This is a genomic window from Burkholderia sp. Tr-20355 (genome assembly GCF_017104685.1).
Taxonomy (GTDB): Bacteria; Pseudomonadota; Gammaproteobacteria; order Burkholderiales; family Burkholderiaceae; genus Burkholderia; species Burkholderia seminalis.
In genome coordinates, this window is record NZ_JAAGPK010000016.1 from 51,910 (window position 1) to 65,488 (window position 13,579).

A 13,579-nucleotide genomic window follows, 5' to 3' on the forward strand; every position below is an offset into this window, starting at 1 on the left:
CGCGGCGAACCTTCGCCGGCCTGACCGTCCGGCGCGGCCACCTGGGAGTGACGGATGCGTTTCGGTTCCTACTGGCTCGATACGTCGGAGCCATTTGCGAGCAACTCGCCGGCGTTGCGCGACGGCAGTTGCGACGTGCTGGTGGTGGGCGGCGGGATCACCGGCTCGGCGGCCGCACTGGCGCTGGCCAGGAAAGGGGCGCGCGTGATCGTCTGCGAGGCGGGCACCGTCGGGCAGGCGGCATCGGGACGCAACGGCGGTATGTGCAACAACGGCTTCGCGCAGGATTACGCGGCGCTATCGCAGCGCATCGGCACGGAACTGGCCAATCGGCTCTATCGCGCGTTCGACGCAGGCGTCGACACGGTCGAGCGGCTGGTCAGGGAGGAGTCGATCGATTGCGATTTCGTGCGCCGCGGCAAGCTCAAGCTCGCGGCGAAACCTGAGCATTACGACAAGCTCGCGCGAAGTCAGGCACTGCTCGCGGCGAGCGTGGATCCCGACACGCGCATGGTGACGAAAGCCGAGCTGCGTGACGAGATCGGCTCGGACCGTTATCACGGCGGCCTGCTGTTCGGCAAGAGTGCCGGGATGCACGTCGGCCGTTACGTGCGCGGCCTGGCACGCGCCGCGCAAGCGCGCGGCGCGCACGTCCTCGAGCATGCGCCGGTGCTCGGGCTGAAGCGGCAAGCGGGCGGCGCTTACGCGGCGCGTACGCCGCTCGGCGAGATCCGTGCGCGCCAGGTGCTGCTCGCGAGCGGCATTTCGCAGGTCGGCCCGTTCGGCTGGATTCGCCGCAGGATCGTGCCGGTCGGTGCGTTCATCATCGTCACCGAGCCGTTGCCGGACGACCTGCTCGACCGGCTGTTGCCGACGCGCCGGATGGTCACCGACACGAAGAACTTCGTCAATTTCTTTCGCGTCACGCCCGACAACCGGATGCTGTTCGGCGGCCGCGCGCGGTTCGCCGCGTCGAACCCGCGTTCGGACGAAAAGAGCGGGGCGATCCTGCGGCGGCAGCTGGCCGCCGTGTTTCCCGAACTGGCCGGCGTACGCATCGACTACTGTTGGGGCGGGATGGTCGACATGACCGCCAACCGACTACCGCGCGCGGGCGAGCGCGACGGCGTGTACTACGCGATGGGCTATAGCGGCCACGGCACGCACATGGCAACGCTGATGGGCACGCTGATGGCGGAGATCATGGACGGGCGCGCGGATCTCAACCCCTGGAAAGACTTCGACTGGCCGGCCATTCCCGGGCACTTCGGCAAACCCTGGTTCCTGCCGTTCGTCGGTGCCTGGTATCGACTCAAGGACACGCTGCAATGAATTCACCTGTTGTTCACCTGATGCAAAACGGAAGGCTCGATCGCCTCTTCATCGACGGCGACTGGGTCGTGCCCGACGGCGGCGACCGGTTCGTGGTCGTCAGCCCGTCCACCGAAGACGGACTGTGCGAGATCCCGCTCGGCAACGCGCGCGACGCCGACCGGGCCGTCAGCGCCGCGCGCAGGGCCTTCGAACCGTGGGCGGCCACGTCGCCGCAGGCGCGCGCCGCGCTGCTCGATCGCGTGCATGCGTTGATGCTGGAGCGCGCGGAGCTGTTCGCCGCGGCGCTGGCCACGGAAATGGGCGCGCCGATCAGCTATGCGCGCGCCGCGCACGTGCCGCTCGCGGCCGAGCATATCCGCGTCGCGCGCGACAATCTCGCGCGTTATCCGTTCGTCTCGCGGCGGGGAACGACCGCGATCGTGCGCGAGCCGATCGGCGTGTGCGCGCTGATCACGCCGTGGAACTGGCCGATCTACCAGATCACGGCGAAGGTCGGCCCGGCGCTCGCGGCCGGCTGTACGGTCGTGCTGAAACCCAGCGAGCTGTCGCCGCTCAGCGCGCTGCTGTTCGCGGAAGTGATCGCCGATGCGGGCGTGCCCGCGGGCGTATTCAACCTGGTGAGCGGCGACGGCGCGGTGGTGGGCGCCGCGCTGTCTTCGCACCCGGAAGTCGACATGGTGTCGATCACCGGCTCGACGCGTGCCGGCGTGCTGGTGGCGCAGGCGGCGGCGCCGACCGTCAAGCGCGTCGCGCAGGAACTGGGCGGCAAGTCGCCGAACATCGTCTTGCCGGATGCGGACCTGCAGCGGGCCATTGCGCCCGGCGTGGCCGCCGCGTTCCGGAACATGGGTCAGTCGTGCAGCGCGCCGACCCGCATGATCGTGCCGCGCAACCTGCTCGGCACGGTCGAGGCGCTGGCTCGCGCGGCCGCGCAGAAACTGGTGGTCGGCGATCCGTTCGCGGAGACGACGACGCACGGGCCGCTTGCCAATCGCGCGCAATTCGGCCGGGTCGCGCAGATGATCGACGCGGGCCTCGACGAACGGGCGAAGCTGATCGCCGGCGGTCCCGGCCGGCCGGAAGGGTTCGACAAGGGCTTTTATGCGCGGCCGACGATTTTCTCCGACGTCCGCACCGACATGACGATCGCGCAGCAGGAGATCTTCGGTCCGGTGCTCGCGATTCTTCCCTACGATACCGTGGACGAGGCGATCGCCATTGCGAACGACACGGTCTACGGGCTGGGCGCGCATGTGCAGGGCACCGACAAGGCGCAGGCGCGCGCGGTGGCCGCGCGCATCCGGGCCGGCCAGGTACACCTGAACTACCCGGCGTGGGATCCGCAGGCGCCGTTCGGCGGATACAAGCAGTCGGGCAACGGCCGCGAGTACGGGATCGAAGGGATGGAGGAATACATGGAAATCAAGTCGATCCTCGGATTCGACGACTGAAGCTGTCGCCGCACGCGATGCGGCGGCGGTCCCGATTTGAACCGGTTTGCCTGGCAGAGGTGCCGACTTGGAAAATATCGTCATCCCCGACACGTCGCTGGACCTGCATCACGCGCACTGGGCGACATTGCGCCGCGATCTGCATGCGCACCCCGAACTGCGATTCGAGGAACACCGGACGGCCGACGTCGTCGCCCGCGAGCTCGAGGCGCTCGGCTACGCGGTGTCGCGCGGGCTCGGCGGCACGGGCGTCGTCGCGAGCCTGCCCGGCGCGGACCCGCGCCGCGGCATCGTGCTGCGCGCGGATCTGGATGCATTGCCGATTCACGAAGCGAACGACTTCGCGCATGCGTCGTGCACGCACGGAATCATGCATGCGTGCGGGCACGACGGCCATACCGTCATGCTGCTCGGCGCCGCGCGCATCCTGAAGGACTTGCCGCAGCTGCCGGGCGCCGTGCATTTCGTGTTTCAGCCCGGGGAAGAGGGCGGTGCGGGCGCGCGCAAGATGATCGACGACGGGCTGTTCGATCGCTACCCGACGGAAGCCGTATTCGGCATGCACAACTGGCCCGGCCTGCCGGCCGGGCATTTCGGGATGCGCACCGGCCCGATCATGGCCGCGGGTTCCCGTTTCCGGATCACGGTCACCGGCAAGGGCGCGCACGCGGCTCAACCGCACCTGGGCATCGATCCGGTGCCGCTCGCGTGCGCGATGGTGCTGCAGTGCCAGACCATCGCCGCGCGGCACAAGGATCCGGTCGATCCGGCCGTCATTTCCGTCTGCATGTTCCAGGCGGGCACGACGGACAACGTCATTCCGGACAGCGCGGAGCTGCGCGGGACGATTCGCACGCTGTCGTCCGAATTGCAGCAACGGCTGCAGCGCGATGTCCGGCTCGTATGCGAAGGGCTGGCCGCCGCGCATGGGGCGCAGGTCGACGTCGAGTTCTTCCAGTACTATCCGGCGACCGTCAACACGCCGGCCGAGACGGCGCTGTGCGAAACGGTCGTTCGCGATACGTTCGGCGACGACCGCCTGTTGCGCGACGTGCCGCCGAACATGACGTCCGAAGACTTCGGCTTCATGCTGGAAGAGCGGCCCGGCGCTTACGTGCTGATCGGCAATGCGCCGGCCGGAACGGATGCCCCGTCGCTGCATCACCCGAAATACGACTTCAACGACGACATCATTCCGGCGGGCGTCCGCTATTGGGTCGCGCTGGCGCAGCATTATTTCAGGCGCTCGCCGTGACGGCAGGCGCGAGGTCGAGGCAGTCGACAGCCCGATCACGTTGAAGGGGTGTTCGCCAACCGGGCATTGACGCCCGGTTGGCGCGCGGCGGGCGCTCGAATCGCCGCCGCCGCACGCGGTGAGTGCCGCCGCCGTCGCGGGCAAGGCGGCAAGCCGGCCGAGCACGCTCGGACTTGGTCGGCAAAGTGCGTCGACGTGGTCGCACTGTGGTCAGTCATCCTATAACAAGGCGGGGCACTACGAAAGAAGGCGATTAGCCGTCAGGAAATCGTCCCGACCCTGTCCGATCCGAATCCCGCTCCGTTTACGGAAAACGTTTCGCCAAAAACGCGCAAAAACAGAGGAAACGATTCCCCGATTCACGCCAAAAACCCTTGATGGTAACGGTCATAGGGGTATGCACCAAGTGAGTTAAACGGTTAACCGACGTACATTCGCTCGACACGTCATACGACGTATGACTCTGCGGTTCAGCGGAGCGTCTCGCCGACGCATGTGCCTGCCGACGGATCGCCGCACAACAACGATCGACCATCAAGGAGACTCACCATGAAGCACCGATTCACCGGCTCCCGTACCGTCCTGGCCGTCGCATTGATGGCCGGCTTCGCGATGTCCGCGCAGGCGCGCGTGTTCCGCTCGGCGGACGTGCACGGCGACAACTTCCCGACCAACATGGCCGTGAAGTTCATGGGCGACGAGCTGTCGAAGGCGACGGGCGGGAAGGATTCGATCAAGGTGTTCGGCAACAGCGCGCTGGGCTCGGAGAAGGACACGGTCGACCAGGTGCGGATCGGCGCGATCGACATGGCGCGGGTGAACGGCGCGTCGTTCAACGAGATCGTGCCGGAATCGCTGATCCCGTCGTTTCCGTTCCTGTTCCGCGACGTCGACCATTTCCGCAAGGCGATGTACGGCCCGGCCGGCCAGAAGATCCTCGATGCGTTCAGCGCGAAGGGGATGATCGCGCTGACGTTCTACGAGAGCGGCGCGCGCTCGATCTACGCGAAGCGCCCGGTGCGCACGCCGGCCGACATGAAGGGGCTGAAGGTGCGCGTGCAACCGTCCGACCTGATGGTCGACGAGATCAAGGCGATGGGCGGCACGCCGACGCCGATGCCGTTCGCCGAGGTGTACACGGGCCTGAAGACGGGCCTCGTCGACGCGGCGGAAAACAACCTGCCGTCGTACGAGGAAACCAAGCACTACGAAGTGGCGCCCGATTACTCGGAGACGCAGCACGCGATGACGCCGGAAGTGCTGGTGTTCTCGAAGAAGATCTGGGACACGCTGTCGCCGCAGGAGCAGGCGGCGATCCGGAAGGCGGCGGCCGATTCGGTGCCGTACTACCAGAAGCTGTGGACCGCGCGCGAGGCGTCCGCGCAGCAGATGGTGACGAAGGGCGGCGCGAAGATCCTGCCGGCCGCGCAGATCGACCGCGCGGCGTTCGTGAAGGCGATGCAGCCGCTGTGGACGAAGTATGAAAAGACGCCGCAGATGAAGCAGATCGTCGACGAGATCGAGGCCACCAAGTGACGCGTCGCACTTCCCTGAACGGCGCCGCGGCCGGCGGCTCGTCGGCCTCGGCCCCGGACGGCGCCGGGCCGGCGCGGCCGCATGCCGCGCCACTCCTGCGCTGCGTGAACGACGTGCTGTTCCGCGTGCTGGCCGTGATCGCGTCGGCGTGCCTCGCGGTGCTCACGGTGCTGGTGTTCTACGCGGTCGTGATGCGCTACGTGTTCGAGAACGCGCCGGATTTCGTCGAGCCGATCGCGCTGCTGCTCGTGATCGTGATCGCGATGTTCGGCGCGGCGATGAAGGTGCGCGACGGCGGCCATATCGGCCTCGATTCGCTCGTGCGCCGGCTGTCGCCGAAGGCGCGCAACGTGGTCATCGGGATCCAGCACCTGAGCCTGATGGCGTTCGCGGTGATGATCATGGTCGGCTGCGGCAGCATGGCCGCCGAGACGATGGGCGACCGCATCCCGATCATCGGGCTGCCCGAAGGCGTGCGCTACCTGATCGCGATGCCCGCGGCGGTTGCGATCATCCTCTTCTCGCTCGAGCACCTGCTCGCGCTTCGTCGTTCTTCGTCGGGACAATAACGCCATGGAACTCGCGATCCTGTCCGTCAGTTTTCTGATTTTTCTCGTCCTCGGCGTGCCCGTGTCGTTCGCGCTCGGGATAGCCTGCGTGCTGACCTACATGGTCGAAGGCCTGCCGATCGCGACCGCGATGCAGGCGATGATCTCGGGGATGAACGCGTTCTCGTTCCTCGCGGTGCCGTTCTTCATCTTCTCCGGCGAACTGATGCTGCACGGCGGCATCGCGGACCGGATCCTGCGCTTCGCGCAGGCGACCGTCGGCCATTTCCGCGGCGGCCTCGGGATGGCGAACGTCGTCGCGTGCACGCTGTTCGGCGGCGTGTCGGGCTCGCCGACCGCCGATACGTCCGCGATGGGCGGCGTGGTGATTCCGCTGATGAAGCGCGAAGGCTACAGCGCCGCGTACGCGGTCAACGTGACGACGCACGCGTCGCTCGCCGGCGCGCTGATGCCGACGTCGACCAACATGATCATCTACGCATTCGCCGCGCAGGGCATCACCGGCATGCTGCACGGCCAGCCGGTGAGCGGCGTGTCGATCGGCGACCTGCTGTTCTCGGGGCTGCTGCCGGTGCTGTGGGTGATGGGCTTCGTGCTCGCCGCCGCGTACTGGCAGGCCGTGCGTCACGGCTACCCGCGCCGCGAGGACGGCTCGTCCGCGCTGCCCGCGTTTCCCGGCTGGTATGCGGTGCTGCGCAGCTTCGTCGGCGCGGTGCCCGGGCTGATGGTGATCGCGATCATCCTCGTGTGCGTCGCGAAGGGCATCGCCACCGCGACCGAAGCGGCCGCGATCGCCGTCGTGTACTCGCTCGTGCTGACCGCGCTCGTCTACCGCACGCTGACGGCCGCGAAGCTGCGCCGCGCGCTGTCGCATGCGGCGCGCACGACGGGTGTCGTGCTGCTGCTGATCGCGGTGTCCAACATGCTGCGCTTCCAGATGTCGTACCTGGAGATTCCGGATGCGATCGAAGGGCTGCTGAAGCAGTCGACCGCCGCGCCGTGGCTGATGCTGCTGTACATCAACATCATCCAGGTGTTTCTCGGCACGTTCGTCGACATGGCCGCGCACATCCTGATCACGACGCCGCTGTTCCTGCCGATCGCGATGGCGTGCGGCGTCGGGCCGGTGCAGTTCGGGATCATGCTGCTGCTGAACTGCTCGCTCGGCCTCGTGCATCCGCCGATCGGGTCGGTGCAGTTCGTCGGCTGCGCGATCGGCAACGTGTCGATCGGCGAGACCACGAAGATGGCGTGGCCGTACTACCTCGCGATCTTCAGTGCGATCAACATCGTTACGTACATGCCGTTTTTCTCGACCTGGCTGCCGAGCCTGATCAGCGGGCACGCGGTGTTCTGACGCGCGTGATCGCGCGGCGGCGGCGTGATCACGTCAGCCACGCCGCGCACGTTCACGACCGCCCCGAATCGGACAGCGTGGCCCGGATGCCGGCAAGCCGGGGATCGGCGACCGGTTCGGACGCGGTGCCCGGGCCGCGCGGCTGTCGAAACGTCATGCGACATTCTCCGTGGCGCCGCGAACCGGCGTGTCAATAGCGGACCCGTCCGATCAGGCCCGGCGGGTCGACGGCGTGCGGGACGGCGGCGGCAAGCTGCCGCTGCGCGTACGCGATATTGACCGGCCCGACGCCGCCCTACAGCGGGCTGTGCCGCATCGTGATCGACACCGCGAGCGCGACGGCCGTGACGGCGAGCAGCACGAGCGACAGCGAACGTGCACGCGCATGGTCGACGAACGTGCCGTCGATGAAACCGCCGTCCGGCCACGCGGTACGCATGATGCCGACCACCAGCACGCGGACGGGCGTCGCGGCCAGCCCGAGTTCCTCGCTCCACAGTCGCCCCACAGACGGCTACCTGCCGGCGACACCAGCGCCAGCACCGCGCCGATCACGAAGAACAGGTCGATGCCGATCGCGATGCTGTTGCGTTTCGCGCGACGGATCGGCCAGGCGCCGTGCACGAGCGCGAGCATGCCGCCGATCAGGAATGCCTGCGTCCCGCGCAGGTCCGGCTGTTCGGGGCGGAGCCGGCCGTGGAACAGGAGCACGATCGCGGGCAGGAGGTTGCTTGCGTGCAGCAGGTAGCCGGTTATGGGATTGCTCGATGTCATTGGTGTCTTTCCTTCGTCGAAACAGCGTGGCGACGCGTCGTGCATCGGGATCGTCAGATCGCTGAAGAACGGCAGCGGGTAGTAGGTGACGTTGCACGCGAGTTCGGCGGCCGCGAGCGACTGCGCGCGGCCGTCACGAGCACGAGCGCCGGCAGCGCGATCATCGCCATCCGCGCGAGACGGGTAAGCACACGTACAGCTTGAACGTATTGCGTTCGCGCAGCGACGCGATCGCGGTGGTCGTCGAGTCGAGGCCGATCGCCGTCAACGCCATCACGAAGATGCCGGTCGCGAAGAACGCGCCATGGTCGAACGGGCGGCGCGCGGGCGCCGCATTCTCGAAGCACGCCTGCGCGGCCGGCAGCATCGTGCCGCCGCTCCTCGATGCGATCGTGGCGCCGTGCTTCCGTCCGGACGTCAATTTCGTGGACCCGGTGCCTGCCGCGTCTCGCGCTGCGCTCGCGAGCCTGCCCGCCGACCGGCTGCGGCAGTCGATCGTCCCGCTCGGCCGGCTGATCTTCGGGCGGCCCGACACGCTGCCGGCGCGCCACCCGGTCGCGGTCAGCCTCGCGACGAAGAACTCGGCCAGCACGCCGACGTTGGCCGGCCGCGCCCGGGCGGACGGCGTGACGAAGGACTGGCCGCCTGTGGGCGGATGCCGGTTTCGCATTGACGCGCGTTCGGGTACCGCCGCCGATCGGCCAGCCCGCGCAGGTCGATTACCGTCGTCGTGAACCTGCGCGCGATGCGGCGGATTTCAGGATTGTCATCCGGGCGTCAGCGTCGTGCCGGTCGCGATCACCAGAATGAAAGCGTCAGGCGGCGAATCGCATCCGCGGTTCCGCCGGCGGCGCATCGACGATGCGTCCTCATCGAACCGTTCTGGGGAGTTTCATCATGAATCGCAGATTGATCGCAGCTGCCGCGCTGCTCGCCCTCGCCATCGGCACGCCGATGGCCGCTTTCGCACAGACGTCGTCATTGGGTCCGACCCGCGCCGACGTGATCGCCGATCTCGTTCAGGCGCAGCGTGACGGCACCGTGCCGACGTCGAACTGGGACTATCCGCCGAGCACCCAGACGATCGCGCGCAATCGCGAGCTCTATGCGATCGCGCATGGCGAGCAGAGCACGGCGACCGCGTCGGTGTCCGTACCGGCCGCCAGCGCGCAGTAAGCGGGGAGTCGGGTGATGAAAAGCTTTTCCCGACTGGCGATCGCCGCGCTGCTCGCGGCGGCGGTCGCGCCCGCGTTCGCGCGCGGGCAGCCCCAATTGCCGAATGACGACGGCAGCCGCGCCAGCGTGCTGCGTGAACTGAACCCGACGCGCGCGCCTGATGGGGCGCAATGCCGGTCCGCATCGGCCCCGGACCATCGTGACGGCAACGCGGGTGCGCCCATGCCGAACGGGAGGACGTGAAGCTGGCCATTCACGGGCGAGTGCAACGAAATACCGGGATTGAAATGCCCGCTGCCGAGGTTTTCCGGAAGCCTGTTCACGGATGTGCCGTCCGGTACGCGATGTCGTCCGTGCCGGATCGATCGGCAAGCGCAAGCCGATCGAGCGATCGAAGGATTTGCAGTCGGGCCGGTTCAGGCTTCCACCTTCGGGAACCCGGACCGCTCCGCATCGGCTTGCACACAACCCGACAACGAGCGGCACCGGATCGAAGCCGTGTTGATACACGGGGTGAGCATTGGCGCACATTCGACGCGTGACGTCAGCCCCGGCGACCCGCTGCTTTCAATCGCGCGCGCATAGCGAATCGGATCGACGGAAATGGCTCGTCGCGCGGCAGCGGCGATGCCGATCGAATCCGGAATTTGTCTAGTCATCCTTGTGATTGATCTGCACTAACTGCACCAAATCCGTGCCCGAATTCTCTTCGATGGGGCACGTGAAAGCCTTGAAATTAGGGGATTTCCCGCGTTTCCCCGGTTTTTTTTGATCATCGCTTGTATCGCCGTTTTTCTTCTTGCATGCTTGTATAGACAAATTCCTGAGGCGGCTTGCTGCACCGAAGGGATGGCGAACTTCAACGCAAGGAGAAATCTCGTGAACGGCAAGCGCATCAACTGGGCACTCAGGACGATCGGCATCATCGCGGCCGCGGCGGCAACGCTCGCGGCTCCCGTGCAGGCCAAGGAATGGAAAACGGTGACGGTCGCGCTCGAAGGCGGCTACGCACCCTGGAACCTCACGCTGCCCGGCGGCAAGCTGGGCGGTTTCGAACCGGAGCTGCTCGCCAACGTGTGCGAACGGATCAAGGTGCAGTGCAACATGGTCGCGCAGGACTGGGACGGGATGATCCCCGGCCTGCAGGCCGGCAAGTTCGATATCCTGATGGATGCGATTTCCATCACGCCGGACCGCGAAAAGATCCTGCTGTTCTCGCGTCCGTACGCGGCGACGCCCGCGACGTTCGCCGTCACCGACACCAAGATCCTGCCGAAGGCCGCGCCCGGCGCGCCGATCGTCAAGCTGACGGGCGACGCCAATGCCGACAAGCCCACCGTCGACGCGCTGCGCAAGCAGCTGAAGGGCAAGACGATCGGCATCCAGTCGGGCACCGTCTACACGAAATTCATCAACGACAGCTTCAAGGACATCGCGTCGATTCGCGTGTACAAGACCTCCCCCGAGCGCGATCTCGACCTCGTCGCCGGGCGCATCGACGCATCGTTCGACGACGTCACGTACTACGCGGCGAACAACGCGAAGAAGGACAACGCGTCGATCGTGCTCGCGGGTCCGAAGCTCGGCGGGCCGATCTGGGGGCCGGGCGAAGGGCTTGCGTTCCGCAAGCAAGATGCCGACCTGAAGACGAAGTTCGATACGGCGATCGGCGCGGCGCTCGCGGACGGCACGGTGAAGAAGCTCGCCGACAAGTGGTTCAAGACCGACGTCACGCCGTAAGCGCGCATTGGGCCGCCGCCGCGTAAGCGACACGCGCGGCGGCCGGCATCCTGCCGATTCACTCAACGCTTGCCGGGAGGCACGCATGGCGATTCTTGAAATGCTCGGCTTCGGAACCGAAGGCTGGGGCGGCGTGCTGCTGCTCGCCGCGCTGATGACGGTGGCGCTGACGCTCGCCGCGCTCGCGGTCGGCGCGGTGATCGGCGCGGCGATCGCGGCGGCCAAGCTGTCGCGCTACCGCAGCGCCCGGCTGCTCGGCGACCTGTACACGACGGTATTTCGCGGCGTGCCCGAACTGCTCGTCATCTATCTGTTCTACTTCGGCGGCTCGACGCTCGTCACGGCCGTCGGCCAGTGGTTCGGCGCGGACGGATTCATCGGCGTGCCGCCGTTCGTGATCGGCGCGCTCGCGGTCGGGATGATTTCGGGCGCCTACCAGGCGGAGGTCTATCGCGCGGCGGTGCTCGCGGTGTCGAAGGGCGAGCTCGAGGCGGCACGCTCAATCGGCATGCCCCGCAGCATGGTGCTGCGCCGCATCCTGGTTCCGCAGGTGCTGCGCTTCGCGCTGCCCGGTATCGGCAACGTATGGCAATTGAGCCTGAAGGACTCGGCGCTGATCTCGGTCACCGGCCTGGCCGAGCTGCTGCGCACGAGCCAGATCGCCGCCAATTCGACCCACCAGTACTTCGTGTTCTTCGTCGCGGGCGGTGCGCTGTACCTGCTGATGACGGGCTTGTCGAACCGCGTGTTCAACCGGGCGGAAGCGATCGTCGGCCGGTCGTTCCGCCGCAATTTCGCGCGCAACTGACGGAGAACGCGCATGTCCATCGATTTCGGCTTTCTCCTCGATACGCTGCGCCAGCTGCTCGCGGCCGTGCCGACCACGCTCGGGCTGTTCTTCGCGTCGCTCGTGCTCGGCGGCCTGCTGTCGCTCGTGATCGTCACGATGCGCGTGTCGCCGCACTGGCTGCCGAACCGTTTTGCGCGCGCGTACATCCTGGTGTTTCGCGGCTCGCCGCTGCTGATCCAGATGTTTCTCGTGTATTACGGGCTCGGCCAGTTCGGCGTGATCCGCGAGAGCTTCATGTGGCCGCTGCTGCGCGAACCTTATGTCTGCGCGGTCCTGTCGCTCGCGCTGTGCACGGCCGGCTACACGGCCGAGATCCTGCGCGGCGGGCTGATGGCCGTGCCGGTCGGGCAGATCGAAGCCGGTTACTCGATCGGTCTGTCCGGTTTCGCGCTGTTGCGGCGCGTGATCGGCCCGATCGCGCTGCGCCAGTGCCTGCCCGCGTATTCGACCGAGGCCGTGCTGCTCGTCAAGTCGACCGCGCTCGCGAGCCTCGTCACCGTGTGGGAGGTGACGGGCGTCGCGCAGCAGATCATTCAGCAAACCTATCGGACGACCGAAGTGTTCGTTTGCGCCGCCGTCATCTATCTGGGCCTGAACTTCATCGTCGTGCGCCTGCTCGGCGCGCTCGAATGGCGGCTCTCGGCGCACCTGCGTGCGCCGAAGCCGTCCAGTGCGCCCGCGTCGGCCCGCAATGCCCGGCGCGTCGCCTCCTGAGCGCGCCATTCCTTCCTGGAGAATTCGATGAACACCGCTGCTCCCGTTGCGCTGTCGGTCAAGAACATCCACAAGTCGTTCGGCGATCATCATGTGCTGAAGGGCATTTCGCTCGACGCGCATGAGGGCGACGTCATCTCGATCCTCGGCGCGAGCGGATCGGGCAAGAGCACGTTCCTGCGCTGCCTGAACCTGCTCGAGACCCCCGACGACGGCTCGGTCGCGCTCGCGGGCGAACAACTGGCGATGAAGCGCGCGCGCGACGGCAAGCTGCACCCGAGCGACCGCCGCCAGGTCGACCGGATCCGTTCGCAGCTCGGCATGGTGTTCCAGAACTTCAACCTATGGTCGCACATGACGGTGCTCGACAACCTCGTCGAAGGGCCGCTGCGCGTGCAAAAGCGCAGCCGCGCCGAAGCGGTCGAGGAGGCCGAGGCGCTGCTGGCGCGCGTCGGCCTCGCGGACAAGCGCGGCTACTATCCTGCCCACCTGTCGGGCGGGCAGCAGCAGCGCGTCGCGATCGCCCGCGCGCTCGCGATGCATCCGAAAGTAATGCTGTTCGACGAACCGACGTCGGCACTCGACCCCGAGCTGGTCGGCGAGGTGCTGCGCGTGATGCGCTCGCTCGCGGAAGAGGGCCGCACGATGCTGGTCGTCACGCATGAAATGGGTTTTGCGCGGCACGTGTCGAATCGCGTGATGTTCCTGCATCAGGGCGAGGTCGACACGGACGGGACGCCCGACGCGGTCTTCGGCGGCCAGACCTCCGAGCGCTTCCGGCAATTCGTGTCGAGCCACCACGACCGCACCACCAACTGAGGC

At 67.1% G+C, this 13,579-nt stretch carries 14 protein-coding genes and 1 pseudogene; 13 read left to right on the forward strand and 2 right to left on the reverse strand.

The window, feature by feature from the left end; all coding sequences use genetic code 11:
• Nucleotides 1-54: 54 nt before the first annotated feature.
• The 6 genes from G3N62_RS06695 (at nucleotide 55) to G3N62_RS06720 (ending at nucleotide 7,503) form a co-directional block, all read left to right on the forward strand.
• Nucleotides 55-1,332 carry an FAD-binding oxidoreductase gene (locus G3N62_RS06695; protein WP_034191862.1) on the forward strand — a complete coding sequence of 426 codons (1,278 nt, stop codon included), beginning with the start codon at nucleotides 55-57 and terminating at the stop codon, nucleotides 1,330-1,332.
• Nucleotides 1,329-2,786 (forward strand): aldehyde dehydrogenase family protein, encoded by a 1,458-nt coding sequence (locus tag G3N62_RS06700; protein ID WP_124670028.1) that lies wholly within the window; start codon nucleotides 1,329-1,331, stop codon nucleotides 2,784-2,786. Before G3N62_RS06695 ends, G3N62_RS06700 begins: the two co-directional genes overlap by 4 nt.
• Before the next feature lie 67 nt (nucleotides 2,787-2,853).
• Nucleotides 2,854-4,041 carry a M20 aminoacylase family protein gene (locus tag G3N62_RS06705; protein ID WP_034191860.1) on the forward strand — a complete coding sequence of 396 codons (1,188 nt, stop codon included), beginning with the start codon at nucleotides 2,854-2,856 and terminating at the stop codon, nucleotides 4,039-4,041.
• A gap of 549 nt (nucleotides 4,042-4,590) precedes the next feature.
• Entirely contained in the window at nucleotides 4,591-5,577 is a 987-nt protein-coding gene (locus G3N62_RS06710; protein WP_034191859.1) for a TRAP transporter substrate-binding protein, read from the forward strand.
• Nucleotides 5,574-6,146: a TRAP transporter small permease gene (locus tag G3N62_RS06715; RefSeq protein ID WP_059562500.1), complete on the forward strand. Its 573-nt coding sequence runs from the start codon at nucleotides 5,574-5,576 to the stop codon at nucleotides 6,144-6,146. Before G3N62_RS06710 ends, G3N62_RS06715 begins: the two co-directional genes overlap by 4 nt.
• Nucleotides 6,147-6,150: 4 nt before the next feature.
• A complete protein-coding gene (locus G3N62_RS06720) occupies nucleotides 6,151-7,503 on the forward strand; it encodes a TRAP transporter large permease (RefSeq protein WP_034191857.1) in 1,353 nt (450 codons plus the stop codon).
• Between the two features lie 295 nt (nucleotides 7,504-7,798).
• Here the strand turns inward: G3N62_RS06720 and G3N62_RS06725 are convergent, their stop codons facing one another.
• Together G3N62_RS06725 and G3N62_RS35895 are read right to left on the reverse strand one after the other, a co-directional pair.
• A complete protein-coding gene (locus tag G3N62_RS06725; RefSeq protein ID WP_241012961.1) occupies nucleotides 7,799-8,011 on the reverse strand; it encodes a hypothetical protein in 213 nt (70 codons plus the stop codon).
• Nucleotides 8,012-8,437: 426 nt separating this feature from the next.
• Nucleotides 8,438-8,644 carry a hypothetical protein gene (locus tag G3N62_RS35895; protein ID WP_034191855.1) on the reverse strand — a complete coding sequence of 69 codons (207 nt, stop codon included), beginning with the start codon at nucleotides 8,642-8,644 and terminating at the stop codon, nucleotides 8,438-8,440.
• On the opposite strand from G3N62_RS35895, the pseudogene G3N62_RS06735 reads away from it, so the two are divergent.
• From G3N62_RS06735 to G3N62_RS06765, 7 genes and pseudogenes are all read left to right on the forward strand, one after another.
• Nucleotides 8,631-8,822, forward strand: a pseudogene (locus G3N62_RS06735) (alpha/beta hydrolase); the annotation flags it as partial. The gene G3N62_RS35895 and the pseudogene G3N62_RS06735 sit on opposite strands and share 14 nt — an antisense overlap.
• A 352-nt stretch (nucleotides 8,823-9,174) precedes the next feature.
• A complete protein-coding gene (locus tag G3N62_RS06740) occupies nucleotides 9,175-9,453 on the forward strand; it encodes a DUF4148 domain-containing protein (protein ID WP_124670026.1) in 279 nt (92 codons plus the stop codon).
• 15 nt (nucleotides 9,454-9,468) lie between these two features.
• Nucleotides 9,469-9,696, forward strand: a complete 228-nt coding sequence (locus G3N62_RS06745; RefSeq protein ID WP_124670080.1) for a hypothetical protein — start codon at nucleotides 9,469-9,471, stop codon at nucleotides 9,694-9,696.
• 636 nt (nucleotides 9,697-10,332) lie between these two features.
• Nucleotides 10,333-11,193, forward strand: coding sequence for a transporter substrate-binding domain-containing protein (locus G3N62_RS06750; protein WP_049035238.1), 861 nt, complete (start codon nucleotides 10,333-10,335; stop codon nucleotides 11,191-11,193).
• 85 nt (nucleotides 11,194-11,278) lie between these two features.
• Nucleotides 11,279-12,001, forward strand: a complete 723-nt coding sequence (locus tag G3N62_RS06755) for an ABC transporter permease subunit (protein ID WP_124670025.1) — start codon at nucleotides 11,279-11,281, stop codon at nucleotides 11,999-12,001.
• Between the two features lie 12 nt (nucleotides 12,002-12,013).
• On the forward strand, nucleotides 12,014-12,757 hold the full coding sequence (locus G3N62_RS06760; RefSeq protein ID WP_034191852.1) for an ABC transporter permease subunit: 744 nt from the start codon (nucleotides 12,014-12,016) through the stop codon (nucleotides 12,755-12,757).
• 27 nt (nucleotides 12,758-12,784) lie between these two features.
• The gene (locus tag G3N62_RS06765) at nucleotides 12,785-13,576 is read left to right on the forward strand and encodes an ATP-binding cassette domain-containing protein (RefSeq protein WP_006405304.1); all 792 of its coding nucleotides are present in this window, start codon (nucleotides 12,785-12,787) and stop codon (nucleotides 13,574-13,576) included.
• Nucleotides 13,577-13,579 lie beyond the last annotated feature (3 nt).